This window comes from Variovorax sp. FG153, from assembly GCF_057809595.1.
Map to the genome: position 1 here is coordinate 149,202 of NZ_JBMDKG010000005.1, position 23,272 is coordinate 172,473.

Consider the following 23,272-nt stretch of genomic DNA (forward strand, 5'->3'; position numbering starts at 1 on the left):
AAAAATAGTTACAAGCGCAAGGCTTTGTGGCTTGCACTGAAAAAAGAACAAGACGCCCGCGACGACCGGAATCGGGCGCACCAATATAGGGAGGGAGTGAAGGATGAGTCTGTCTTTGGTGCAAAGCCGCGCCTTGCTCGGGCTGGAAGCGGCCAGTGTCACGGTCGAGGTGCATCTGGCCAACGGCCTGCCGAGCTTCACGCTGGTCGGGCTGGCCGAGACCGAGGTCAAGGAGGCGCGCGAGCGCGTGCGCTCGGCCATCCAGAACGCCGGGCTGGAGTTCCCGCACAACAAGCGCATCACCGTGAACCTGGCGCCGGCCGACCTGCCCAAGGATTCGGGCCGCTTCGACCTGCCGATGGCGCTGGGCATCCTCGCGGCCAGCGGCCAGATCGAGGGCGCGCGGCTCGCGGGGCACGAGTTCGCGGGCGAGCTCTCGCTGTCGGGCGAACTGCGGCCGGTGCGCGGCGCGCTCGCGATGGCGCTCGCGCTGCACACGCGCGGCATCGCCACCCGGCTGGTGCTGCCCGCGACCAGCGCCGACGAGGCCGCGCTGGTGCCCGGCGGCGAGGTCTACGGCGCCAGGCACCTGCTCGACGTGGTGCGGCGCTTCCTGCCGGCCGATGCGCAGGCGGGCCTGGAGGCGGACGACGAGGGCTGGTCGCGCGCCCATGCGTCCGCGCAAGCCGATGCCCCCGCCTATGCCGACATGGCCGACGTGAAGGGCCACGCGGGCGCCAAGCGCGCGCTCGAGATCGCCGCGGCCGGCGGCCACAGCCTCCTGATGATGGGCGAGCCGGGCTCGGGCAAGTCGATGCTGGGCCAGCGCTTCGCCGGCCTGCTGCCGCCGATGCGCATCGACGAGGCGCTCGAGAGCGCGGCCATCGCGAGCCTGGGCGGGCGCTTCTCGACCGAGCGCTGGATGCACCGGCCGACCGCGTCGCCGCACCACACCTCGAGCGCGGTGGCGCTGGTGGGCGGCGGTTCGCCGCCGCGGCCCGGCGAGATCTCGATGGCGCACCACGGCGTGCTGTTCCTCGACGAGTTCCCCGAGTTCTCGCGCGCCGCGCTCGAGGCGCTGCGCGAGCCGCTCGAGACCGGCAACATCACCATCGCGCGGGCCGCGCGGCGGGCCGAGTTCCCCGCGCGCTTTCAACTCGTGGCTGCGATGAATCCGTGCCCCTGCGGCTTTTTGGGCGCCCCCACGAAAGCCTGCCGCTGCACGCCCGACCAGGTGGCGCGCTACCAGCGCAAGCTCAGCGGCCCGCTCCTGGATCGCATCGACCTGCACATCGAAGTGCCCGCGATCTCGGCGCCGCAGCTGCTCGACGCGCCCGCGGGCGAGACCACCGCCGCCATCCGCGCGCGCGTGGTCGCCGCACGCGAACGCGCGATCGAACGCCAGGGCCGACCCAACCAGGCGCTGCAGGGCGCCGACATCGACCGCCATGCGTCGCTCGGCGACGAGGCGCGCCGCTTCATGCACACGGCCGCCGCCCGGCTCGGCTGGTCGGCGCGCAGCACGCACCGCGCGCTCAAGGTTGCGCGCACCATCGCCGACCTCGCGGGGGCACCGGTCATCGAGACGGCGCATGTGGCGGAGGCGGTGCAGTACCGGCGGGCGCTGCAGAAAGGCCTGTAGCGCCCCGTGCATCGCTTAGAGTGCGGCGCAATCCCGCTCACTCCAGGCCCGCCATGACCGATCGCGCCCTCCTCGTCATCGACATGCAGAAAGGCATGCAGGAGCCCCGCGCGGGCCGCCGCAACAACCCCGGCGCGGAAGCCCAGGTGCAGCGCCTGCTCATGCACTGGCGCACCACCGGCCGCCCCGTGGTCCATGTGCGCCACATGTCGCGCTTCGCCGATTCGGTGTTCTTCCCGGGCCAGCCGGGCGCTGAATTCCAGGACGCGCTGGCACCGCTGCCCACCGAGCACGTGGTCGAGAAGAACGTGACCGATGCCTTCGCGCACTCGGGCCTCGAGCGCTGGCTGCGCGTGCGCGGCATCGAGGCACTCGTGGTGGTCGGCGTGGCCACCAACATGTCGGTCGAGGCCACGGCGCGCAGCGCCAGCTGCCTCGGCTTCGCGGTCACGGTGGTGTCCGATGCCAGCTTCGCCTTCGACCGCGCGGGCATCGACGGTGCAACTTTCGACGCGGAGCAGGTCCACGCGATGGCGCTGGCCAACCTGCAGGGCGAGTACGCCCGGGTGGCGGCGACGGCCAGCCTGCTCGGCTGACCGCCGCCTTCGCCCCTTACTTGAACTCGTGGCTCACCACCGGCGCCGACTTGCTGTCCTGCACCGTCACGCGCTGCCGGTAGACCTCGAGGTCGCCGTTGCGCACCTCGATGTTGTAGATGCCGGGGCGCAGCGACAGCGACTTGAGCGGCGGGCTCACGCCGCGGTCGGCGCCGTCGACGAAGACCTGGCCCCAGGGCCGGATGTTGAGCGTCACGCGGCCCATGCCGGCCGCGGCGCCCGGCACGGGTGGAACCGCCGTGCCGCCCGCGACCGGGGGCACGGCACCCGGCGCACCCGGCACGCCGGGCGTGCCCGGCGGCACGGTGCCCGCCAGCACCGGCTGCGTGGAGGCCGGCTGCGCGAGCCGGTTGAGCTCGGCGATGGCATTGCGCGCGTCGCGCGCATGCGGGCCGCGGCGGTAGCGGCGCAGGTAGGCCTCGTAGCCCTCGCGCGTGTTCTCGGCCTGCGCGAGGTTCCAGTCCTCGGCCTCGCTGATCGCCAGCGCGGGCTCGGGCGGCGGGCTCGCGGGCGGTGACGCGGGCACGTTGTCGAGCGGGCTCAGCGCGCCGTTGCTGCCCGGCGCGGTGGCCGGCGGCACGGCGATCGGCGAATTGCCGGCCGTGGGCGCGGCCGCGACGCCGCCGCCATCGGCCGCGGGCGGCTGTGACGCGGCCGCCACGGCGGCCGAGGCTGGCGCGGCCGGCGGCATCACGGCCGGAGGCGAGGCCGGGTTCGACATCGGCGCGCCCGGCGGCGGCGCCGGCGGTGCCATCGCGGTGGAAGTGGGCGGCGGCGACTGCGTGATGCGCAGGCCGATCCAGCTGCCGACGGCGATCAGCGCCACCACCAGCACGCCGACCACGCCCCAGCGCGGCAGCGAGGACTTCTTGTTCGCGGGCCGCCGCGCGCTCGGCGCGCGCGCGGGCGGCTCGGCCGGCGGCGGCACGGGCGCGGCCGGCGGCAACGCATCGAAGGGCGCGGGCGCCGAGACCGGCACGTAGGGCTCGGCCGGCGGCGCGACCGGCACCGCGGGCACGATGGGCGCCACGGGTGCTGGCGCCGCGAGCCCGCTCACGTAGATGTCGCCGAGCTTGGCGAGCCCGAGTTCGGCCGCGAAGGCCGCCACGGTCTGCGTGCGGTCCTTGCTGTGCACGGCCAGCGTGTGGTCGACCGCGGCGCAGAAGGCCGGGCTCAGGTCGGGCCGGTTCATGCTCGCGAGCGGCACGTAGGCGTCCTGCACGCTGCGCACCACGGCCGAGGGCGGCGGATGGCCGGTGACGGCGCGGTAGAGTACCGCGCCGAGCGCGTAGAGGTCGGTCCAGGCACCCTGCAGCAGCGTGTTGTCGTCGGCGTACTGCTCGATCGGCGAATAGCCCGACTTCACCATCACCGCGACCTCGTCGACCAGGTCGGCGATCGACTTGCGCGCGGCGCCGAAGTCCAGCAGCACCGGCAGGCCGTCCTGCTGGATGAAGATGTTGTCGGGCGCGATGTCGCGGTGGAAGCAGCCGCTGCGGTGCAGCGTCTCGAGCGCGCCGAGCAGCGGCCCGAGCATGCCGAGCAACCAGGCTTCGGAGATGGTGCCGGGCTCCTCGTCGGCCAGGCGGCGCAGGGTGCGGCCCTTGTAGAGCTGGATCGCCATGTAGGCGGTCGAGTTCGATTCCCAGAAGCGATGCACGCGCACCAGCGCCGGGTGGCTGAACTGCGCGAGCGTGCGCGCCTCGTTGATGAAGCTGCGCAGCCCGGCCTGGAAGGTGGCCGTGAGCCGGTCGGAACGCACGTGCACGCTGTCGTCGCCGATGCGCCGCGCGAGCATCGAGGGCATGTATTCCTTGATCGCGACCTCGCGCTGCAGCGAGTGGTCGTAGGCCCGGTAGACGATGCCGAAGCCGCCTTCGCCGATCACCTCGAGCAGCTCGAACTCGTCGAGCCGGTGGCCGATGGCCAGCGGGTGCGGTCGCTCCTGCGGGTCGGTGCCCACCGGAGGGCCGGTGCGTCCTTCCGTCGTCATTCTTGTTCCTCCTCATGCATCGGGACTCTCACGCCCATGGCACGTGCCCCTGGGAAAAAAGCTTCGAGAACAGCGGCGTGTTGAGGCCGCCGCCATGGGCCGCGGTCCGCAGCGGCGAGCCGTCGGCCTGGTTGGTCCACCAGTAGCTCGTGCTTCCGAACGCGTCGAAGCACAGTGGAAGCTCCGGCCAGCCCAGCCGCTGCTGGGCGCCCTCGCCCGCCGACGTAGGCCCGAGGATCGAAAGGATGTCGTCCGAGCCGCCGCTGGCCGGCTGGAAGCCGCCATGGCCCGCGGCCAGCACCTGCGCATCGAAGTGCTCGGGCGCCACGCCATGGCGGATCGCCTGCAGCATCGCGTTGCCGCATTGCCAGTACCAGGCGGCCGCGCCCTCGAGCACCGCGGGTCGGTAGGCGCGCGCGTCCACCTGCAGGCTCACGCACACCGGGTAGTAGCGACCCACGCGGTCGCAGCTCGGCGCGATGCAACCGAACTGCACCGCGCTCACGCCCTGGGTGGCGGGGATCGCGAAGTTCCACACCGGCGCCACCGCGTAGTGGCGCGTCATGGCGTCGGGCCAGCGCTTGAAGGCGCCCAGGCCGTTCTGCATCCAGCGATCCCACCAGGCCTGCAGCTCGCGCGACATGCGCCGGTGCAGGAAGTCGCCGGCCGCGGGCAGCTTGCCGTACCAGCCGACCTGCTCGTCGCCGGGCACCCAGGCCGGCTGCGCCGTCGCGCCGGGATTCATCACGAGCGCCCCGGGCACGAGAAGCCGCTCATCTGCGACAGCCGCAGCGGGTTGTAGACGCTGTTGGCGGTCACGTTGAGCACCACCTTGCGGCCTTGCAGGTCGAAGCTGGCATTGAACGACTCGCTCGAGCCGCCCGAGGAGATCGAGGCCTTGTCGAACAGCCGGTGCAGCGCCCACGGGCCCTCGGTGACGATGCCGCCGGCCGGCGTGCCGCTCGAGGTCGTGACCTGCAGCCGCACCTGGTTGCTGTTGCGCGGACCGGGCCACTTGACGGTGGTGGGCGCCTGCGGCCCGTGCGCGTAGCGCACCGTCTGGCCGTCGATGTCCAGCGTCATCTGCGTGAGGCCGGCGTCCATGTCCTCGGGCCGGATGTCGATCGAGAACGAGGGCGTGCGCCCGCCCGCCATGCCCGAGAAGAACACGTCGCGGATGGCCTGCGCCTTCTGGAACGAATCGAGGTAGGCCGAGCGGCCCGAGGCGCTGCCGTCGACGCCGCGCTTCCAGGTCCACGGGTTGCTCGAGGTGTCGACCTGCGTCATGAGGTTCTTCTGGAAGAAGTCGTCCATCATCCCGCCCGGCGCGAACAGGTTCGCGAAGTCGCCCGCGGCCACGTCGCGGCTGGAGCCGCGCGAGAACGGATAGCGGCCCGCGATCGCCTGGTTGCAGAAGTTTCCGATGGTGGCGGCCGCGTTCTGCCCGATGTTCTGGCGCGTGACCGCGGCCGCCTTCGACGAGGCGGTGGCCGAGAGGTCGTTGAGCATGCCCTGGAACGGCACCGGCATGCGGCCGGCCTCGGCCTGCACCTTGGTCACGGCGTCGCTGGTCGGCGGGATGTTGCCGCTGCGCAGCGCGGTGTCGGTGGCCGTCAGGTAGTTGTAGAGCTCGTTGATCAGCGCGGCGGTGGCGTCGATCGGCGCCTGCCCGCCCTGCTTGGGCGCGGTCACCATGCGGCGCAACGGCTCGAAGTGGTTGTCCACCAGCGACTCGGGCCGGTCGGGCACGGTGTTGCGGCGCTGGCTGCCGTCGGGCTGGCCGATCAGCTGCTCGATGCGCTCGCGCGTGGTCTGCACGCGGTTCTGCGCCTGGTCGAGCAGGCTGCGCGCGGCCTCGTCGTGGTTGCGCAGCAGGTCGGTCTCGCGCGCGGCGCCGCGGATGATGCGCGACATCGGCGACTCCGAGGTCGAGAGCACGCGCGTCATCTGGATGCTCTGCAGCAGCGAGCGGCTGTCGGCCAGCCGGATGTCGGCCAGGTAGTCGTCCCAGACCTTGATGTAGTCGGTGAGATAGAGCCGGCGCACCTCGCGCAGCAGCAGCTCGCGCGAGGTGATGTCGGTGATGCCGGGCGCGCGGATCTGCAGCACCCAGCGGTCCTCCTGCTCGAGCGCGAGCGTGGTCTCGGCCATGCGCTTGTCGAAGATGTCCCAGTAGCCGCGGTAGGTGAACAGCGTGGGGATGCCGTCGGTCAGCGGCTTGCCGCTGGCGCGCCGCACCACCAGCGCCGACTCGGCGCCGCCGGCCTCGGCGATGGTGAAGGCATTGGGCTGGCTGGTCTGCAGCAGGATGCGGCGCAGCCGCGCGTACGAGCGCTGCGCCAGCGGCACGCCCGCGAGGCGCTCGCGCGTCTCGGTGATCAGGCGCTCGTCCTTCGCGAACGGCGAGCTCACGACGCGGCCGCCGAACAGCGCCTTCAGGTGCGACTCGAGGTTGGTGCGCTGCTCGCGCGTGAGCGCGGCGCCGACCTTGCGGTCCACGTCGGTCAGCAGCCAGGCCTGCAGGAAGTCGGCGTCGTAGCGCTCGGCGTCGTACAGCATCAGGTAGGCCTTGAGCGCCTCGTAGCTGTACTCGGGGTTGTTCTTCGAGGCCTCGCGCAGCGACTGCTCCACGCGCTGCGCCGCCTGCGGCAGCAGCACGCTCTCGAGCGCGCGCTGGTAGACGCCGTCGGTCGCGGCCTGCAGCTTCTCGCCCTGGTAGAGGCCGAAGCGGTAGCTGACGGGCGGGTCGCCGATGTCGAACTTCTCCGACTTCGGCAGGTCGCGCAGCCGGTCGAGGATCAAGAGCGAACTCGCGAGGTCGCCGCTCGAGTCGACCACGGTCGGCAGCTCGCCGCGCGCCGCGGCGCGGTTGAAGGACTTCGCGTTGCCGTCGACCTCGGCCACGTACTCCTTGTTGTTGTGCCAGCTGTTGACGCAGGCGCCTAGCAGCGCCACCAGCAGCACGCCGATCACGCTGTAGCCCACCAGGTCGGCCGCGCGCTTGCGCCGATACCAGCGCAGGTTGGTGCCGGCCACGCCCGCGTCGCGGAAGATCACCTGCTGCAGCAACTCCTTGAGGAAGTAGCTCTTGCCCGGGCCCGGCGGCGGCGCCGGCGGCGCGTTGACCTGCAGGTAGCGCTTGATCGCGCCCATCACGCGGTCGAAGGCCGTGCCCTCCTGCGTGCCGCTGGTGAAGTAGACGCCGCGCAGCATCGGCGCGGTCTCGAACTTCGACGGGTTGAACACGTCGGCCAGGAAGGTGCCGAGGATGTCCTCGAAGCTCGCGAACTGCTGCGGCAGCAGGTAGGCCTGCGCGCGGCGCATCGGGTCGGGCTCGGCGGCCAGCAGCTCGGGCAGGCGCTCGTCGAGCCGCTGGTGCAGCAGCCGGTACTCCTGCTGGAAGCGCTCGCGCAGGTCGCTGCCCTCGAGCGTGGTGGCGGTGCCCGCGCGCTTGTCGCCCTTGGCGGGCTTGGCGCTGGCGGCGCTCGCGTCGATCGGGAAGGTGAAGCCCCAGACCTGCGCGCGCTCGGCGCGGCTCAGGCCGCCGAAGTACTCGTTGAAGCCGGCCAGCAGGTCGGCCTTGGTCACCATCACGTAGACCGGGAAGTTGATGCCCAGGTCGTTGCGCAGCTCGAGCAGCCGCTTGCGCAGCGCCATCGCGTGGCGCGCGCGCTGCGCGTCGTCGGCCAGCGGCAGGTCGGCGATGCTGATGGTGAGGATCGCGCCGTTGATCGGCTGGCGCGGGCGGAACTTCTTGAGCAGTTCGAGGAAGCCCTTCCACTCGCCCTCGTCGGTCTCGCGGTTGCTCTCGTGCGTGGTGTAGCGCCCGGCCGTGTCGATCAGCACCGCGTCGTTGGTGAACCACCAGTCGCAGTTGCGCGTGCCGCCGATGCCGCGCACCGCCGCCTTGCCGAGCTGGTCGGCCAGCGGGAAGTCGAGATCGGAGTTGACCAGCGCCGTGGTCTTGCCCGAGCCCGGCGCGCCGATGAAGATGTACCAGGGCAGCTGGTAGAGGTACTGGCGGTCGAAGATCGAGAAGCGGCCCGCGGCCTTGCCCTCCTCGCCCGGCCCGAAGCGCATGTTGCGCAGGATCGAGGTGGCGTCGTTGAAGCCGGTCTGCAGCTCCTTGATCTCGGGCGCCTCCTCGGGCTTGGCCTCCTTCTCCTTCTTGGAAGGCGTGCGCAGCTGGTTCAGCAGCTGCGCGTTGAGGCGGCGCTCGCGCCACTTGCGGTAGGCCACGCGCACCAGCCAGATCGCGAACATCAGCGCGATCACGACGATGCGCACGAACTCGCTCTCGAGCGGACGGTAGCGGCCGACCGCGATCACCGGGCCGATGATCCAGATCAGGAAGGCCAGCGCGACCAGGCCGAAGAAGACCCAGAGGTCGCGGCTGACCAGGAAACGGAAGAACGCGCGCAGCATCTCAGCGTCCTCCCTGCGGTGCCACCGGCGCGACCAGCAAGGTCACTTCCACGCGGCGGTTGCGCGCGCGGTTGGCCGGCGAATCGTTCGGCACGATCGGGTCGGCGTCGCCGCGGCCCTCGGCGCGCAGCCGCTCGGGGCGCGTCATGCGCGCGCCGATCATCTTGCGCACGGAGTCGGCGCGTGCCTGCGACAGGTGCCAGTTCGAGGGGAAGCGCACGCTGCGGATCGGCTGGTCGTCGGAGTAGCCGTTGATCAGCACGTTGCCGTCGACCGCGTTGAGCGCCTCGGCCACGCGGTTGAGCACCGGCACGTAGCGGTCGAGCACCTTGTCGGCGCCCGAAGCGAACAGGCCGTCGCCGCGCAGGATCACCACGCTGCGGTCGGCCTCGTCGCGCACGCTGACCAGGCCCTCGCGGATCTCGGCCTCGAGGAAGCGCTGCAGCCGCGGCTGCGGCGCGGGCTGCGCCACCGCGCGCTGCGTCTGCGGCAGGCGCACCGCATTGATCGCGGAGAAGGCGCCGTCGGAGGTGCCGCCGAGGTTGAAGGTCAGGAGCGCGAAGGCGATCATCAGCAGCACTGCGGCCACCGCGCCCACGGCCCACACCGGCAGCCAGTTGCGCGTGCGGCGCACGGGCGCGCTGGTGTCCTGCCAGTGCGGCGACAGCGGCTGCGCGATCTCGCCGCGCGTCTGGCGGATGATCTGCAGCAGGCGCTGCTTGAGGGTCTCGAGCTGCGAGCGGCCGTTGTCGATGACGCGGAAGCGCCCCTCGAAGCCCATCGCGAGGCAGAAGTAGATGAGCTCGATCAGGTGCAGGTGCTGCTGCGGGTTCTGCACCAGGCGCGAGAGCAGCTGGAAGAACTTCTCGCCGCCCCAAGTCTCGTTGTGGAACATCACCAGCAGGCTCTGCGAGGACCAGATGCTGCCGCCCCAGGGCGTGAGCGCGGCCGCCTCGTCGACGGCGGTGCACAGGCAGTAGCGCGCGCCGATGATGACCTCGGGCGAGATGCCGCTTTGCTGCGCGCGCGTCTCGAAGCGCCGCACCTCGTCGACCAGGTGCTCGCGCAGCTGCGCGGGCGAGTCGTGGTGGCCGGTGGCGCGGATCTGCGGGATCAGGTCGAGCAGCGGATTGGCCGCCGCCACCAGCGGGTTGTTGCCGGCCAGCGCGGTGTCGCCCGCATGCGGGCGCCGCGTGTCGTGGAAGGCGGTGAAGGCCTGCGGCTGCTCGCCGAGGCCGCGCGGGGCGTTCAGCGGGTTGTTGCTGCCATGGGTGCCGCCGTTGGTGCCGCCACCCGGATTCGGCGGCACGAAGCCGCCCGGCCCGACGGCCACGTCGTTGATGCCGTTCATGCGATCGCTCACGGACGGATGGCCCAGAACTCCATGGCCAGGCCGGGGAATTCGCCGGCCAGGTGCATGGCCACGCCGCCCGACTTCTCGAGCTGGCGCCACATGTCGCCGCTCTTGTCGAGCTCGAAGTAGTGGTAGCCCGCGTTGTAGGGAATCTGCCGCGGCGCCACCGGCAGCGGCCGCACGGTCACGCCCGGCAGCTGCAGCTGCACCAGGTCGCGGATGCGCTCGACCGAGCCGATCTTCACCTGCGTGGGGAAGCGCTGCTGGATCGCATCGGCCGGCAGGTCGGCATGCACCGCGAGCACGAAGCCCGCGTTGCGCACCAGCACCGGGTCGGGCATGCGGCCCACGCGCACGCCGTGGCTGCGTTCCTCGAGCTCGATCGCGATCGCGCTCTGCTCGAGCACCGCCGACAGCGAGCGGCGCAGCTCCTCCATCAGCGGGCGGATGCTCTCGTTGAGGTTGTCGTGGTCGTACACCGGCCACACCACCGGCCGCCGCGTGGGCGAGGTGTGCGTGGCGAGGTGGCAGGCGAGCTTGAACCAGTCGACGAACAGCTCCTCGGGATGCACCTGCACCGCCTGCTGCGCATGCCAGGTGAGCGCGAGGTAGCGGTTCACGAGCTCGAGCAGGAGGAAGTCGGAGACCTCGCTGACGCCGCCGCGCCCCGGCTGCGACAGCCGCGAGGCCAGCGCCTCGGAACGCTGCGTGAGCAGGCCGTGCAGCTCGGCCACCATGCTGCGCAGCATCGGCTGCGCCGACACGTCGAGCACCGGCGGGATGTAGTTGGCGTCGATCACCAGCTTGTGGTCGGTGCGGCGCTCGATCACGCGCACCGCGCCGATCGCCTGCCACTCCGCGGTCAGCGAGGAGGCTCGCACCAGCCGCAGCCGCGGCGCCGCGAGCTGCAGCACCGCCGGGCCCAATGCAACCGCGTTGCCATCGGCGACTTCGCGTTCGACCACGTGGAAGCGCGCGGCCGAGGTCGTGTCTTCCGCGAAGATGACTTCCTCGCTGCCGGGCCGGCGCAGCGGCAAGGCGAGCACCACGAGCTCGTCGGTGAGGTCGCTCGGCACCTCGTAGGGCACGGGCGCGTCTTCCACGCCGAAGGAGAACGGCGTGCCGTCGGGCATCACGCCCGCGCCGCCGAGCAGCGAGACGCGGCCCAGCGCATGCGCGTCGCGATCGATGTCCAGGTGCAGCCAGCCCCAGTACGCACCCTGCAGCCCCGCGGTGCGGCGCGTCACGTACTGCTCGACATAGCGCTCCAGCTGCTGGAAATGCTGCGGCCGCAGGTACATGCCCTCGGACCACACCACGCGATTCGCCAATGCCTGCGGATGGGCGCCCGTTCTGCTGATGGCGCCCGGATTGCGAACTGTCACCAAAGAAAACCTCCTGGAGTGCGGCCACTCTCGTGCGGTCGGTCCATCGTCGAGACGGCCTCCCTGCATGGGCGCAATGCGTGTCGATGCTACACGGCGATGTTTACGTTTTGCACCGTTTTTGCAGCGTCGAGGCCTTGGCCTACGTGCGGCGCACTTTCGTATTAGGGCGTGCGCGCAAGTGCTACGAAATCACGTAGTCGGCAACAGTTCGATACCGCTCTTGCGGATCACGATGCGAACCTTTTGTTCACTCGGAGAGAACTGCCACACCTTGTAGAGGTTCGTCTGCTTGGGCTCCTTGAGCGGCAGCACGAGGCGCCAGCGTGCGTTCTCGAGCTTGCGATAGCCCGCGATCACGCCGATGGCGCGCGAGTCGAGGCCGGCCTCGCGCTTGAAGGTGCGTTCCTCGCCGCTGCGCAGAATGGCCTGGTCCGCATTGACGAGTTCGGCCGCGAGCGTCTCGCGATCGCGGTCCTGCAGCGCGAAGTAGTCGGCGGTCTCGAAGTTGCCCGAGGACTTGAGCTCGAACACCTTCACGAGGATCGGCGCGGCCTGCCCGCGGCCATCGGGGTTGACGCCGTCGTCGACCTTGATCGAGACCGCGTAGGGCGTGGGCATGGACTTGGCCGTCGACGCACAGCCGCCGAGTCCAACGAGCAATGGCGACGTCGCGATCGCGCTTCGCAACAGGGTTCGTCGATGCATGGGTTCTCCCATCGAAGTTCGCGCCTATAGTATCGAGACGTCATGCAGCGCCGATGTCGGCCGACGTGCCGTCATATCGACGCGGCACAGTATCGGGGCTTAACTTTGCAAGGCAGGAGAGAAGATTGAAGTCATTGCTGTGCGCCCTGGTGATTCCGCTCTTTCTGGTCGCGGGCTGCGACACCACGCCGAAGACCCCCGTCGATCCAGGACCGCCGCAACCCGAACGCCTGAGCCAGCAGGTCGCGCGCACCACGCTCGAACGCGCGCAGCAGGCCTACGACGAAGGCGACTACGCGAAGACCATCTCCACGCTCAAGAGCGGCGGCGTGTCGGTGTTCGATGCGGCCGAGCCCAACACGCGGCTCGCCGCGATGAAGCTCGAGGCCTTCAGCTACTGCGTGGCCAATCAGCTGCCCGAGTGCCGCACGCAGTTCCTCAAGATCCTCGATGCCTTCCCTTCCTTCGATCTCAGCATCGCCGAGCGCAAGCATCCCGTGTGGGGCCCCGCGTTCGAAGCCGCCAAGAAGATGAAGCGCTGACGGGTCTCCCGCGCCAGGAGCCCGTGTCATGAACTGGGAGATGCCATGCGTTGGACGGTGATCGAACATGCGGGCCGGCCGGTGGCCGCGGGCCCGTCGGCCCTGCTCGCGGCCCCGGGCGGCACCATCGGCCGCAGCCCCGACAACCACCTCGTGCTGCCCGACGAACAGCGGCAGATCTCGCGCCTGCAGGCCACCGTGCGCTTCGACGACGCGGGCCGCGCGGTGCTGCGCAACATGAGCGCGGTGCTGCCGATCAGCGTGAACGGACAGACGCTGCGGCACGACCAGGAGTCGCCGATCGCCGAGGGCGATCGCGTGACCATCGGCAGCTACGTGCTGGAAGCCGCACCCGCGCATGCCGCCGCGAGCCGCGCGGCACCGGCGATCGCGCCCGTGCCGGCCGCCGTCGAGCCCATCGTGGAGCCCACCGTCGCGTGGCCGCCCGCGGTCGAGTCCGCGAGTTCGCGCCTGGCCTCGTCGCCAGTGACATCGCGCCTCGCGTCGGCGCCGGACTTCGGTGCGCAGGCGGCATCGCTGCCGACATCGATGCCGCCGGCCTATCCGCCATCGCCTCCACCCGCAGCCGCGCCGCTCGATGCGCTGCTGCCGCAGGCACCGGTGTCCGACGTGTTCGCCGACCTGTTCGGCGCGGGCGCGCTGCCGATCGGCGACACGCATGCCGCGCCGCCACCGCAACCGGTGCCACCGCCAGTGCAACGGCCGCCCGCGCCCGTGGCCGCGCCGGTCTTCGCGCCCGCACCGCCGCCGGCATTCGCGCCACCGCCCGCCGCCTTCGCATCGCCGGTGCCGCCGCCCCCCGCGGCGCCCGCGCCCGCACCGGCCGCGCGCTCGTCGATGCCCACCGCGGCCGACTGGGACGCGATCCTCGCGAACGCGCCGCGCCGCGTCGACACCACGCCCGTGCCCATGCCCGACCCGTTCGCGCACGAGCCCTTCGAGCTGCCCTCGCAGGCGCGCAGGAACCCGGCCGATCCGCTGACCCAGCTGAATCCCGACGCGACCACCGACGTGTCCGACTTCGCGCTCAAGCGCGGCATCGATCCGCTGTCGCTGTTCGCGGCCGACCAGGGCGCGCCCTCGCCGCTGTCCGATCCGCGGCCCACCGCGCTGACGCATGCGCCCGCGCTCGAGGACGTGCATCCCGCGATGGACCTGCTGGAGAAGCGGCCGACGGTGCCGGGCTTCAGCCAGTCGAACCATGCGCGCGAGGTGTCGGGCCAGTTCCGTCCGCCGACGCCGATGCCGCTGCCCGTGGCGCAGCCGCCCGCGCGCATGGTCGAGCCCGAGCCCGAGCGCGAGGAAACGCCCGCGACGCCGGTGGCCGCGCCGCCCACCGCGTCGATGCAGAGCGCGCCCGTCGAGACCGCGCCCGCACCGATGCAGGCGCCCGCCGAGGCACCGCCGACGTCGCCGCTCCCGACCATGGCGCCGGTGGCAGCGCCCGCGCCGGCCGTGGCCGAGATGCCCCTCGAGGTCGTCGCGCCGAAGGAGGCCGAACCGGTCGCCGTCGCGGCACCGCCGAGCCCCGCCGCCGACACCGCGCCCGCGCTGCCCGCCGCTTCGTGCGAGGCGCTGTTCCGCGCCTTCCTCGACGGCGCCGGCGTGCCCGACGTCGCGGGCCAGCAGCAGCTCGACGCCGAGATGATGCGCAGGCTCGGCCGGCTGATGCGCGCCTTCACCGATGGCACCATCGAGCTGCTGTCCTCGCGCGCGATGCTCAAGCGCGAGGTGCGCGCCGAGATCACGATGATCGTGGACGAGGAGAACAACCCGTTCAAGATCCTGCCCAACGGCCGCGCGGTGCTGATGCAGATGTTCGGCGCGCGCATGCCCGGCTTCCTGCCGCCCGAGGCCGCGGTGCACGACGCGCTCGGCGACCTGCAGTCGCACCAGCTCGGCATGGTCGCCGGCATGCGCGCCGCGCTGCTGATGGTGCTGCAGCGCTTCGACCCCGAGGCGCTCAAGAAGGACACGCCGCACGACGGCGGCCTCGGCGAGAAACTGTTGCCCGGCGGGCGCGAGGCGCGCCTGTGGCGCCAGCTGCAGCAGCTGCATGCCGAGACCACGGCCGCGGTCGAGGACGACTTCCAGGCCGTGTTCGGCCGGGCCTTCCAGCAGGCCTACGACCGGGAAATGGAACGTTTGAAGGAGGCACGCCGTGCTTGAAGCGACCCGCACGACCCCGTTCGCCGTCCCGCTGTCCACGTCGCAGTTCTCCTGCGTGGGCGAGCGCAGCGGCAACCAGGATGCGATCGGCTACCACCTCGACGACTGGTTCGGCTGCTTCGTCGTGAGCGACGGCGTGGGCGGCAACGCGGGCGGCGAGCAGGCCGCGCGCACCGCGGTCGACACCGCGCTCAATGCCTTCGTCGCCAATCCCTCGGTGGCGGCCGAGGACATCCAGCAGTGCGTGACGCGCGCCAACGACGCGATCCTCGCGCGCCAGCGCGCGCAGGCCGAGCAGGGCAAGATGAGCGCGACCTTCGTCTCGCTGTTCGTCGACCGCAGCAGCGGCCAGGCGCGCTGGGCCCACGTGGGCGACAGCCGCCTCTACTGGTTCCGTCGCGGCGTGCTGATGGAACGCACCGAGGACCACAGCCTGTCGCAGCGCTCGCGCGAAGGCATGGCCCAGGGCGATGCCGTGCCGGCCAACGGCGCGCAGGCCCTGATCCAGAGCAACCTGCTCTACCGCGCGCTCGGCGCGCGCGCGAGCGCCGAGGCCACGGTCTCGGGCACGCAGCGGCTGGCCGACGGCGATGCCTTCCTGCTGTGCACCGACGGGCTGTGGCAGCTGATCTCGCAGCAGGTCATGGAACGCTCGCTGCAACTGGCCGACAGCGCCGAGGAATGGCTCGCGCTGCTGCGGCGCGCGGCCGAGGCCAAGGCCGACGAGTCGCGCGACAACTTCTCGGCGCTCGCGGTGTGGGTGGGCTTTCCGCAGCAGGTGACGCTGGCGGGTACCGCCACACCGCGCTGAGCGCGACGCTGGCGCTTCAGGCCGCCAGCACCAGCACCTTGAGCTGGCTCGGCACCAGCCGCATGCCGACGATGTTGCAGCGGTTCTGCAGCGTGACGCTCGTGACGCGCGTCGCGGGCGTGCCCTTGAGCAGCACCGTGAAGGCGCCCGTCAGGTGGCGCGACTGCTGCATGAAGGTCTGCGAGATCATGCCGCCGAGCACGCCGGGCTGGTCGCCGAGCGTGATCGGTGTGACGGTCGCCATGTTGTGGGCCGGCATGCCCATGAACAGGATGTTCCAGGCGTTGGGAATGGCCATCGGCCCCAGCGCCATGTTGGGAAAGGGAATGGGCACCGGCGTGCGGCACACGTCGGGGAACGCGAGATCCATCCCGAACAGCTGGCAGTTGGCGAACATGCGGGATTCCTCCTCAGCCCATGTGGATCTGCGCGGCGTCGACCTTCACCAGGTCCTGCCCCGTGACGGTCGTGTGGCGGCCATGGATGCGTGCCGTCTCGCTGGCCTTGCAGTCCAGGTGGCGCACGCGCGACTGGTCCATCTCGTCGACGATGCGCAGCGTGTTGCGCGCCATCTGCACGATGCGGTCGGCCACGGTCTCGAAGACCTTGCCGAACAGCTTCGCCGTGCCGGTGGTCGCCTCGACCTCCTTCGCCGTGAGGCGCAACGCGTCGGTGCGGCAGTCGGCCCTGTCGGCCTGCATCGACCACTGCTCGGCGCTCATGGCGAGCCGCGTGCCGCTGCGCAGCCGCACCTCGCCTTCGCTCTCGATCGCGACCGGGTGCGCGTTGCCGCCGAGCACCAGCGCGCCGTCGACCTCGATGCGGCTGACGGCGGCATCGGCCTGTTCGAGCACCGCGATCAGGAACACGCGGTAGGCATCCGGCCCCGAGACCAGCACGGTGTCGCCGGTCTGGGGCTTGAGCAGGCAGCTGGCCGCGCGGCGGCAGGTGCGCAGGCTGCCGTCGTCGGCCTCGACAACGAACTGCCCGTCGGCCGGCAGGCCGCGGACCGTGCCGATCGAATGAACCGGGGACGAGGCGTCGGAGGCGACGCGCAGCGGAACGACGTTCATGGTGTTTTCCCTTTTCGAGCTCGGATGAAACGATGGCGCGGCATCAGCGGGCGTCGGACCACGACTGCGCGCGGTGCAGGTCCGGGTCGTTTTCGATGATGCCGCCGCGCCTGGAGAAACGGGTGCCCTGCTGGATGGCGCGGTGCAGGCGGGTGCGCAGGAAGCGGGCATCGACGAGGTCCGCGTCCGTGAGGTCGGCATAGGAGAAGTCGGCGTCCTCCAGCCCGGCCTGCGCGAAGCTCGCACCCTTGCAGCGCGCGCGATGGAAGACGGCGAGCGGCAGCCGGGCCTGCGCGAAGTTCACGCCCTCGAGCGCGGCATCCACCCACAGCGACTGGTCGAAGCGCCCCGCGCCGCAGTCGGCGCCGGCCAGGTCGGCCTCCGCGAAGATGGTCATGCAGGCCTCGGCCCCGCCGAAACGCGCGCCGCGCAGCGAGGCGCCCTTGAAGTTGCTCTGCGTCAGCGTGGCCTGGCGGAAGTCGACCTCGTCGAGCCGCGAGTCGGTGAACTGGCAGCGCGGCAGCACGAGCCCCGCGAACTGCTGGCCCGCGAGCTCGCATTCGAGGAACACCACGCCATCGCCTTCGAACTGCGCGAAGACGGTGCTGCGCAGGTCGAGCTTGAACATCGTCACGGACTGCAGGCTGGCGCCGGTGAAATCGCAGCGCGCCAGGTTCGATTCGGTGACGGTGGCCTGCGCCATGCGCCGGGTGCGCAGCGAAGCCTCGGCCAGGTCGCAGCGGAAGAAGGTGACGCGGTCGAGCACCGCCTCGTCGAAGCGCGCGAGCGCCAGGTGCGACTCGACGAACGCGGCCTGCTCGAGCAGGGCGCCCGAGAAGTTCGCGTTCTCGAAGCGCCCGCGGAACATCTGCAGTTGCCCGCCCTTGGCGCCCGCGAAGTCGCAGCCCGCCATCGTGCAATGGCTGAGGATGCTGCCCGAGAGGTCGGCGCCGCGGAAATCGGCGCCCGTGAAGTCGATGCGGTCCCACAGCGCGCCCGACAGGTCGAGCCCGCGCAGGTCCCAGCCGCGGCAGTCGAGGCCCTGCAGCTGCACGCCGTGGCGCACCGCGTCGAGCAATGCGTCCAGGGTCATGGCGTGGCCTCCGGATCGCGCCGCGGCCAGACCTTGGCATGCTGCGTGTAGGCATCCTCGAGCAGCGTGGTGGCATCGATGAAGGCCTGCGACACGTCGGCGCGGAACAGGTTGGCCTCGCGCAGGTCGCTGCCCAGCAGGTTCGATTTCGAGAGATTGGCGTCGATCAGGTGGGCACCGCGCAGCGAGGCGCGCGCGAGGTTCGCGCGCACGAACAGGCTCTCGCCCGCGACGAAGCCGTCGAGCCGCGCATCCGACAGGTCGCATTCCGACAGGTCGCAGTTCTCCAGCCGCGCCGCGCTCAGGTCCGCGCCCGCGAAGGAGGTGCCGCGCATGCCGCACTGCTTCAGGAAGGTACCCACCGCCGTCACGCCCGCGAACGAACTGCCCAGCGCGATGCTGCAGGCATCGAAGCGCGCATGCGACAGGTCGACCTGCGCCACCAGCCGGACCGTGACGAAGCCGCAGCGCACCAGCCGCGCGGCATTCAGCGACACGCGTTCCAGGCTGCATTCGAGCAGCAGCACCTGGTTGAGCTCGGCCTGGTCCAGCACCAGGTCGCGCAGCGTCATGCGGCGCAGCGCGACCTGTGTCCAGCGCGAGGACTGCATGGCGCACCCGGCCATCTCGGTCTCGTGCAGCTGGGTCTGGTCGAGCAGCGCGCCGCGCAGGTTGCAGCCCGTGAAGCGCGTGCCGTGGCACAGGGTCTCGCGCAGGCTCGCCGACGAGAGGTCGCAGCCTTGCAGGTGCGCGCCGCCGAGGTTGGCCTTGTCGAGCCGGCTGCCCGCCAGCAGCGTGTCGGTGAGCAGCGCGCGCGCGAGCACGGCTTCGGAGAAATCGCAGCCCTCGAGGTTCGCGCCCTGCAGGTTCGCGTCGGCCAGCACCGCGTGGCTGAAGTCGGCGCCGCGCAGGTCCATGCCCGAGAGGTCGGCGCCGCTGAGGTTCATCTTCGAGAAGTGGCGCGCCTCGGGAGCGGCCGCGGCCAGCCGGCGCCGCAGCTTGGCGGCGCGGAAGCTGGTCACGCGCGAGGCCTCCGGTGCCAGGTGCGCCGAATACAGGCGGCCCTGGAGCTTCAGCGGGTCGGTCTCCACCGGCGGGTCGGCCTCCTCGTCGGCCTGGCCGTCCTGCTCCTCCTCGAAGGCCGACGGAAGCGGTGCCGCGGGCGCCGCCGCGCGCTCGGCCTCGACGCGCGCCACCTCGCCCTCGAGCCGCTCGCGCGCCTGCTGCGCCTGCGCCTCGGCGCGCTCCAGGTACTCGGGCAGGTCGTCGAAGCCCGGCAGCACCTCGGGCACGGGCGGCGGCGCGAGGTAGTCGGCGGGATCCAGCCCCTGCGCGAGCAGTTCGGCGCGCTGCTGCTCGTAGTGCCGGCGCATGCCGGCCTGCAGGTTGCGCGGCAGGGGCTCGGCCAGGGTGTCGGGCATGCGCATCGCGGTCCATTCCGCGAGCAGCGCGCGCGGCACCAGGTCGCTGTCGCGCAGCACGTGGGAGGCGCTCTTCTCCGGATCGATGCGCTTGCGCAGCACGTCGGCGTAGTGCGCGTGCGGGCGCGGCGCGTCGGGCAGCTCGAGCGACGGCATGATGTGCTTCACGTCGGCCGCGTCGTCCTCGCGGATCGGCGTCGAGCCGTGCCACACCAGCACCACGCGCTCGCGGTCGGGAAAGAACCAGGCGGTGCTGAGTCCGAGTTCGACCCGGCGCAGCTCGCCGACCTCCTTGTCGAAGTTGAGGTGGCACACGGCCTGCCACGGCGGCAGGTGGCCGCGCAGCACCGGGATGTGCGGGTGCATGTTCCAGATCTCGTAGGGCGCGCTCGCGGGCAGCGCCGGCTGGCCGAAGCGCTGCTCGGGACCGGCGGCATTGAAGAAGCGCCAGTCGAGGTCGTCGGCGAAACCGGGGAAGCCGTTCTGCAGCCAGGCGTCGTCGTAGCGCGTGCCGATCAGCGCCATGCGCTGCGGCGCATCGGGCAGCAAGCCCGAGAACGAGGCCGGCCGCGGCCGCTGCCCGCGGCGCTGGATCTGTTGCCCCACCACCTCGACGTTGGGCAGCCGGCAGGTCTGCACGCCGTTGACGAGTTCGTCGACCGTGCCCAGGCCCAGCGGGTTCTCGGGCACGTCGGGGCCGCCGAAGGCATGGCGCCAGTCGAGCGGCATCCGCTCGAACGGGGCCGGCTCGGTGATGTGGCCGCCGAGCCAGAAGCGGTCGCCGAACACGGCCAGCGAACGGTCGACCGTGCCCACGCGCAGCCGCGCCGCGCAGCGGGTCTTGTCCTCCTGGTGCGCGGTGTAGGCGAAGCCGCTGGCCAGCACCTCGGCCTCGCCCTTGGGCATGCTCATGTCGAGCACGCTGCCGGGGTCGAGCACCTCGCCCGCCATCTGCCAGAGCTCCTGCTCGGGCTGCAGCCGCGGCTCGGCCTCCAGGCTGGCGCAGGCCAGCACGGCGATGCCCAGGTGGTTGGCCGAGCGCCAGCGGTAGGGGCGGGTGAGCAGGCTGAGGCGAAAGGGCTTGACGATCTTCAAGGGTCGGCTTCGGAAGGGAAGGCAGCGCGCGATGCCGGCGCGGGATCAGAAGGAAAAGCCGGCCGACCCGGCGAGCGGCGAGATCACCAGGTCGGTGGCGGGCGAGGCGGAGGCGAAGCGCACGAGCACCGGGCGTCCCACCGCGTAGAGCGGCAGCTCGTTGAGCATCACCACCTGCTGCACGCCGACCTGGCGCTCGATGCCGCCGCGGTCGGCGAAGCGCACGGTGAGGTTCATCAGCGGGCTGGTGTCGCTGTAGGCATCGCCGATCTCGCTGCCGACGATCACGCCTTGCGCCTGCGCGTCGAAGCCGCGACTGCGCGCCTCGCGCCGGCGGATCTCGAGCAGTTCCCAGGCACCGCACAGCAGCGCCGAGCCCGCGAAGATCGCGGCGATGCACGGCAGCGCCAGCCACATCGAGAAGGTCTCCAGCGGCATCAGCATCGGCAGCACGCCCGCGGCCACCAGCACGGCGCCCAGGATCCGGATCGAACGGCGGCGAGGCACGGCGGTCGCTGCCATCACATGATCAGCACCAGGATCTTGATGTCCACGTAGATCGGGCCGATCGAGATCTTGGTTTCGGTCTTCTGGTTCAGCGCGCGGTTCGACCAGCGGTAGGCCTTGATGTCGAAGCTCGCGCCGCCGATGTTGGTGGCCGCCAGGTTGAAGGTCTCCGACAGCGAGGCGTAGGTGAAGGAGTTCACGAAGGCGATCGAGAACAGCAGCGGCGCCTGCGAGCGGATGTAGCTCGTGGCCTTGGTGGTGGCGCTGCCGCCGGCCACGGTCTCGATGCTGCCGTCGTACTTGTTGGTGTGCTTCTCGGTCGAGTGCAGCAGGATCTTCTTGGCCTTGACGTTGAAGTCCGTCTCGGCCTCGATCGACACGTTCTTGGCCCAGCCCTTGTAGTCGCCGGCCGAGACGGTGGACGTGTGGTCGCCGGTCGCGATCGTCTCCGTGAGGCCGTCCTTGATCGTGTCCTTGCCGCCGCCGCTCAGGACGTCGCGCTCCCACCCGGTCTTGTAGCTCTCGAAGCGCTTGCCGCTCCAGGTCTCCAGCCTGGAGTCGCCGGTCTTGACGTGCTCGGTCATGCCCTCCTTCACGTCCACGTGCAGCGCCTGGTCGAAGGTCTCCTGCCGCAGGCCGGCCATCACGTGCACCTCGGAGCGCCCGGTCTCGACCGTCTCCTTGGCGCCTTCCTTGGTCGTGATCTCGATGCTGTTGTTGAAGAAGTGCTCGGTCTTCTTCGTCACCTCGAGCTTGGAGCCCGAGTTGTAGATCGCGTGGTCGAGGCCTTCGTTGACCGTGGTGGTGCGCGCCTGGTCCACCGTCAGCTCGTCGTTCTTGTGGACGTGGGTGGTGCGGTTGCCCTCCACCGTGTGCGTCTCGTCGTTCTCGACCTCGATGACGAAGTCCTTCTGCGCATGGATCTTGATCGACTCGTTGCTCGGGTCGTCGTCGATCACGAAGTGGTTGGCCAGCTCGCCGTCGCCCTTGATGGTGCGGCTGATGAAGCCGCTGACCGTGGCCTTGGCCGGCAGCTCCAGCGGCGGCATCTGGTCGGCGTTGTAGACGCGGCCGATGATCAGTGGCCGATCGGGGCAGCCGGCGATGAAGTCGACCACCACCTCCTGGCCGATGCGCGGATGGTTGACCGCGCCGAAGTTCGAGCCGGCCCAGGCGCTCGACACGCGCACCCAGCACGAGCTGTCCTCGTTGCGCTGGCCGTAGCGGTCCCAGCGGAACTGCACCTTCACGCGGCCGTACTTGTCGATCCAGATGTCCTCGCCGGCCGGTCCCACCACGGTGGCGGTCTGCGGCCCGTTGGTGGTCGGGATGCGCGTCACGCGCGGCGCGCGGTAGGGGAACGAGGTCGGCTGCACGCCGAACTGGAAGCCGTAGTCGCCCTCGTTGCTGCCCGAGGCATAACCGCCCTCGCGCAGGCTGTAGATCACCGAGACGATCAGGTACTCGCGGTTGTCCTCGTCGCGCGGTGCGTTCTGCATCGTGAAGCGGTAGCCGGGCGCCATGCCGCGCACAGTGGCGTGGCCGATGTCGAGCTCGGCCTGGGCCTGCGCCTCCTCGAGCCGGATGCGCGCGTAGTGCTCGCCCTGGCCGGCATCGCTGTAGCCGCCGAGCCATTCGTACATCTCGTACTGGCCGTGGTCGTTGCCGCGCGGCTGGCTGCGCGTGTTGAGCAGGTCGGCCTTGGGCTTCTTGAAGTCGAAGTCGTCGACCACGTAGGTGCCGGGCCGGATCTCCTCGGTCACCTCCCACTGGTCGATGGCCTCGCGGCCCAGGTCGCCCACGCGGTCGGTCGAGACATAGCTGATCCTCGGGTACTCGGGCAGCGTCTCGTGCGCGCTCATGTCGTCGGCCAGCACCAGCGTGTGCTGGTTCTTCTCGTGCTTGAAGAAGTAGTAGATGCCCTCGTGCTCCATGAGCCGGCTCACGAACGCGAAGTCGGTCTCCTGGTACTGCACGCAGTAGTCCCACTGCCGGTACGAGGCCGTGAGCTTCTTCTCGAGCGCGAAGCCGTACTCGCCGAGCACCTCCTCGAGGATCTCGACCACCGACTTGTTCTGGAAGATCTTGCAGTCGCTGGTGCGCGTGAGATACCACAGCCACGGGCGCACCGAGGCGCGATACACCATGTAGCGCGACGAGGATGCGTCGCGCCCGACCAGCGTGAAGCGCGTGATCTGGCCGTTGAGGTAGCGCGGTGTGCCGGTGAGCGTCCTGATCTCGAGCGTGAGCGGCTTGCCGAGCATGGCCTTCATGTCGACCGAGGTGTTCGGGCTCAGCAGGTCGACCTCGAACTCGAACAGCTGCGACAGGCCCTCGCTACCGTGCATCGAGCGGAACAGCAGCTGGTCTTCACCGAGCGGTGTGTGGGCGGTGACAACGCGGGCCATGGCGACTC

Annotated in this window: 17 protein-coding genes; 5 read left to right on the forward strand and 12 right to left on the reverse strand. The window is 70.8% G+C overall.

Features of this window, described 5'->3' with window-relative positions:
* Positions 1-103 precede the first annotated feature (103 nt).
* Both ACODT0_RS08620 and ACODT0_RS08625 read left to right on the forward strand, forming a co-directional pair.
* Positions 104-1,642: a YifB family Mg chelatase-like AAA ATPase gene (locus tag ACODT0_RS08620; RefSeq protein WP_261211987.1), complete on the forward strand. Its 1,539-nt coding sequence runs from the start codon at positions 104-106 to the stop codon at positions 1,640-1,642.
* A gap of 53 nt (positions 1,643-1,695) precedes the next feature.
* Entirely contained in the window at positions 1,696-2,238 is a 543-nt protein-coding gene (locus ACODT0_RS08625; protein WP_057597339.1) for a cysteine hydrolase family protein, read from the forward strand.
* A gap of 16 nt (positions 2,239-2,254) precedes the next feature.
* On the opposite strand, the gene ACODT0_RS08630 is transcribed toward ACODT0_RS08625, so the two are convergent.
* The 6 genes from ACODT0_RS08630 to tssJ all read right to left on the reverse strand — a co-directional run bounded on the left by ACODT0_RS08630 (position 2,255) and on the right by tssJ (position 12,136).
* Positions 2,255-4,252 carry a serine/threonine-protein kinase gene (locus ACODT0_RS08630; protein ID WP_057598319.1) on the reverse strand — a complete coding sequence of 666 codons (1,998 nt, stop codon included), beginning with the start codon at positions 4,250-4,252 and terminating at the stop codon, positions 2,255-2,257.
* Positions 4,253-4,280: 28 nt separating this feature from the next.
* Positions 4,281-4,997 (reverse strand): type VI secretion system-associated protein TagF, encoded by a 717-nt coding sequence (tagF, locus tag ACODT0_RS08635; RefSeq protein WP_057596873.1) that lies wholly within the window; start codon positions 4,995-4,997, stop codon positions 4,281-4,283.
* On the reverse strand, positions 4,997-8,677 hold the full coding sequence (gene tssM, locus ACODT0_RS08640; RefSeq protein ID WP_489041064.1) for a type VI secretion system membrane subunit TssM: 3,681 nt from the start codon (positions 8,675-8,677) through the stop codon (positions 4,997-4,999). Before tssM ends, tagF begins: the two co-directional genes overlap by 1 nt.
* A 1-nt stretch (position 8,678) precedes the next feature.
* Positions 8,679-10,028 (reverse strand): DotU family type VI secretion system protein, encoded by a 1,350-nt coding sequence (locus ACODT0_RS08645; protein WP_057596872.1) that lies wholly within the window; start codon positions 10,026-10,028, stop codon positions 8,679-8,681.
* 8 nt (positions 10,029-10,036) lie between these two features.
* Positions 10,037-11,419, reverse strand: coding sequence for a type VI secretion system baseplate subunit TssK (gene tssK / locus ACODT0_RS08650; protein WP_057596870.1), 1,383 nt, complete (start codon positions 11,417-11,419; stop codon positions 10,037-10,039).
* Between the two features lie 189 nt (positions 11,420-11,608).
* The gene (gene tssJ / locus ACODT0_RS08655; protein WP_314733648.1) at positions 11,609-12,136 is read right to left on the reverse strand and encodes a type VI secretion system lipoprotein TssJ; all 528 of its coding nucleotides are present in this window, start codon (positions 12,134-12,136) and stop codon (positions 11,609-11,611) included.
* A gap of 113 nt (positions 12,137-12,249) precedes the next feature.
* On the opposite strand from tssJ, the gene ACODT0_RS08660 reads away from it, so the two are divergent.
* From ACODT0_RS08660 to ACODT0_RS08670, 3 genes are read left to right on the forward strand one after another with little or no spacing between them, the layout of a single operon-like run.
* Positions 12,250-12,666 (forward strand): TssQ family T6SS-associated lipoprotein, encoded by a 417-nt coding sequence (locus ACODT0_RS08660; RefSeq protein WP_057596868.1) that lies wholly within the window; start codon positions 12,250-12,252, stop codon positions 12,664-12,666.
* A 45-nt stretch (positions 12,667-12,711) separates the two neighbouring features.
* Positions 12,712-14,856 (forward strand): type VI secretion system-associated FHA domain protein TagH, encoded by a 2,145-nt coding sequence (tagH, locus tag ACODT0_RS08665; RefSeq protein WP_489041065.1) that lies wholly within the window; start codon positions 12,712-12,714, stop codon positions 14,854-14,856.
* Positions 14,849-15,667 carry a PP2C family protein-serine/threonine phosphatase gene (locus ACODT0_RS08670; protein ID WP_057596866.1) on the forward strand — a complete coding sequence of 273 codons (819 nt, stop codon included), beginning with the start codon at positions 14,849-14,851 and terminating at the stop codon, positions 15,665-15,667. The genes tagH and ACODT0_RS08670 overlap by 8 nt, the downstream gene beginning before the upstream one ends.
* Before the next feature lie 16 nt (positions 15,668-15,683).
* On the opposite strand, the gene ACODT0_RS08675 is transcribed toward ACODT0_RS08670, so the two are convergent.
* The 6 genes from ACODT0_RS08675 to ACODT0_RS08700 are packed head-to-tail and all read right to left on the reverse strand — an operon-like array spanning position 15,684 to position 23,264.
* On the reverse strand, positions 15,684-16,064 hold the full coding sequence (locus ACODT0_RS08675; RefSeq protein WP_057596865.1) for a DUF4150 domain-containing protein: 381 nt from the start codon (positions 16,062-16,064) through the stop codon (positions 15,684-15,686).
* A 13-nt stretch (positions 16,065-16,077) separates the two neighbouring features.
* Positions 16,078-16,740: a DUF3540 domain-containing protein gene (locus tag ACODT0_RS08680; RefSeq protein WP_261211992.1), complete on the reverse strand. Its 663-nt coding sequence runs from the start codon at positions 16,738-16,740 to the stop codon at positions 16,078-16,080.
* Between the two features lie 43 nt (positions 16,741-16,783).
* On the reverse strand, positions 16,784-17,833 hold the full coding sequence (locus ACODT0_RS08685; protein WP_261211993.1) for a pentapeptide repeat-containing protein: 1,050 nt from the start codon (positions 17,831-17,833) through the stop codon (positions 16,784-16,786).
* Positions 17,830-20,349 carry a DUF2169 family type VI secretion system accessory protein gene (locus tag ACODT0_RS08690; protein WP_479671289.1) on the reverse strand — a complete coding sequence of 840 codons (2,520 nt, stop codon included), beginning with the start codon at positions 20,347-20,349 and terminating at the stop codon, positions 17,830-17,832. The genes ACODT0_RS08685 and ACODT0_RS08690 overlap by 4 nt, the downstream gene beginning before the upstream one ends.
* A gap of 45 nt (positions 20,350-20,394) precedes the next feature.
* Positions 20,395-20,871: a hypothetical protein gene (locus tag ACODT0_RS08695; RefSeq protein WP_489041066.1), complete on the reverse strand. Its 477-nt coding sequence runs from the start codon at positions 20,869-20,871 to the stop codon at positions 20,395-20,397.
* On the reverse strand, positions 20,871-23,264 hold the full coding sequence (locus ACODT0_RS08700; RefSeq protein ID WP_082321719.1) for a type VI secretion system Vgr family protein: 2,394 nt from the start codon (positions 23,262-23,264) through the stop codon (positions 20,871-20,873). The genes ACODT0_RS08695 and ACODT0_RS08700 overlap by 1 nt, the downstream gene beginning before the upstream one ends.
* Positions 23,265-23,272 lie beyond the last annotated feature (8 nt).

What these genes read in the sequence shown, in the direction of transcription:
- ACODT0_RS08620 (WP_261211987.1), top strand. Translation starts at nt 104, where the DNA reads ATGAGTCTGTCTTTGGTGCAAAGCCGCGCCTTGCTCGGGCTGGAAGCG.
- ACODT0_RS08625 (WP_057597339.1), top strand. Translation starts at nt 1,696, where the DNA reads ATGACCGATCGCGCCCTCCTCGTCATCGACATGCAGAAAGGCATGCAG.
- ACODT0_RS08630 (WP_057598319.1), bottom strand. Translation starts at nt 4,252, where the DNA reads ATGACGACGGAAGGACGCACCGGCCCTCCGGTGGGCACCGACCCGCAG.
- tagF (WP_057596873.1), bottom strand. Translation starts at nt 4,997, where the DNA reads ATGAATCCCGGCGCGACGGCGCAGCCGGCCTGGGTGCCCGGCGACGAG.
- tssM (WP_489041064.1), bottom strand. Translation starts at nt 8,677, where the DNA reads ATGCTGCGCGCGTTCTTCCGTTTCCTGGTCAGCCGCGACCTCTGGGTC.
- ACODT0_RS08645 (WP_057596872.1), bottom strand. Translation starts at nt 10,028, where the DNA reads ATGAACGGCATCAACGACGTGGCCGTCGGGCCGGGCGGCTTCGTGCCG.
- tssJ (WP_314733648.1), bottom strand. Translation starts at nt 12,136, where the DNA reads ATGGGAGAACCCATGCATCGACGAACCCTGTTGCGAAGCGCGATCGCG.
- tagH (WP_489041065.1), top strand. Translation starts at nt 12,712, where the DNA reads ATGCGTTGGACGGTGATCGAACATGCGGGCCGGCCGGTGGCCGCGGGC.
- ACODT0_RS08675 (WP_057596865.1), bottom strand. Translation starts at nt 16,064, where the DNA reads ATGTTCGCCAACTGCCAGCTGTTCGGGATGGATCTCGCGTTCCCCGAC.
- ACODT0_RS08680 (WP_261211992.1), bottom strand. Translation starts at nt 16,740, where the DNA reads ATGAACGTCGTTCCGCTGCGCGTCGCCTCCGACGCCTCGTCCCCGGTT.
- ACODT0_RS08685 (WP_261211993.1), bottom strand. Translation starts at nt 17,833, where the DNA reads ATGACCCTGGACGCATTGCTCGACGCGGTGCGCCACGGCGTGCAGCTG.
- ACODT0_RS08695 (WP_489041066.1), bottom strand. Translation starts at nt 20,871, where the DNA reads ATGGCAGCGACCGCCGTGCCTCGCCGCCGTTCGATCCGGATCCTGGGC.
- ACODT0_RS08700 (WP_082321719.1), bottom strand. Translation starts at nt 23,264, where the DNA reads ATGGCCCGCGTTGTCACCGCCCACACACCGCTCGGTGAAGACCAGCTG.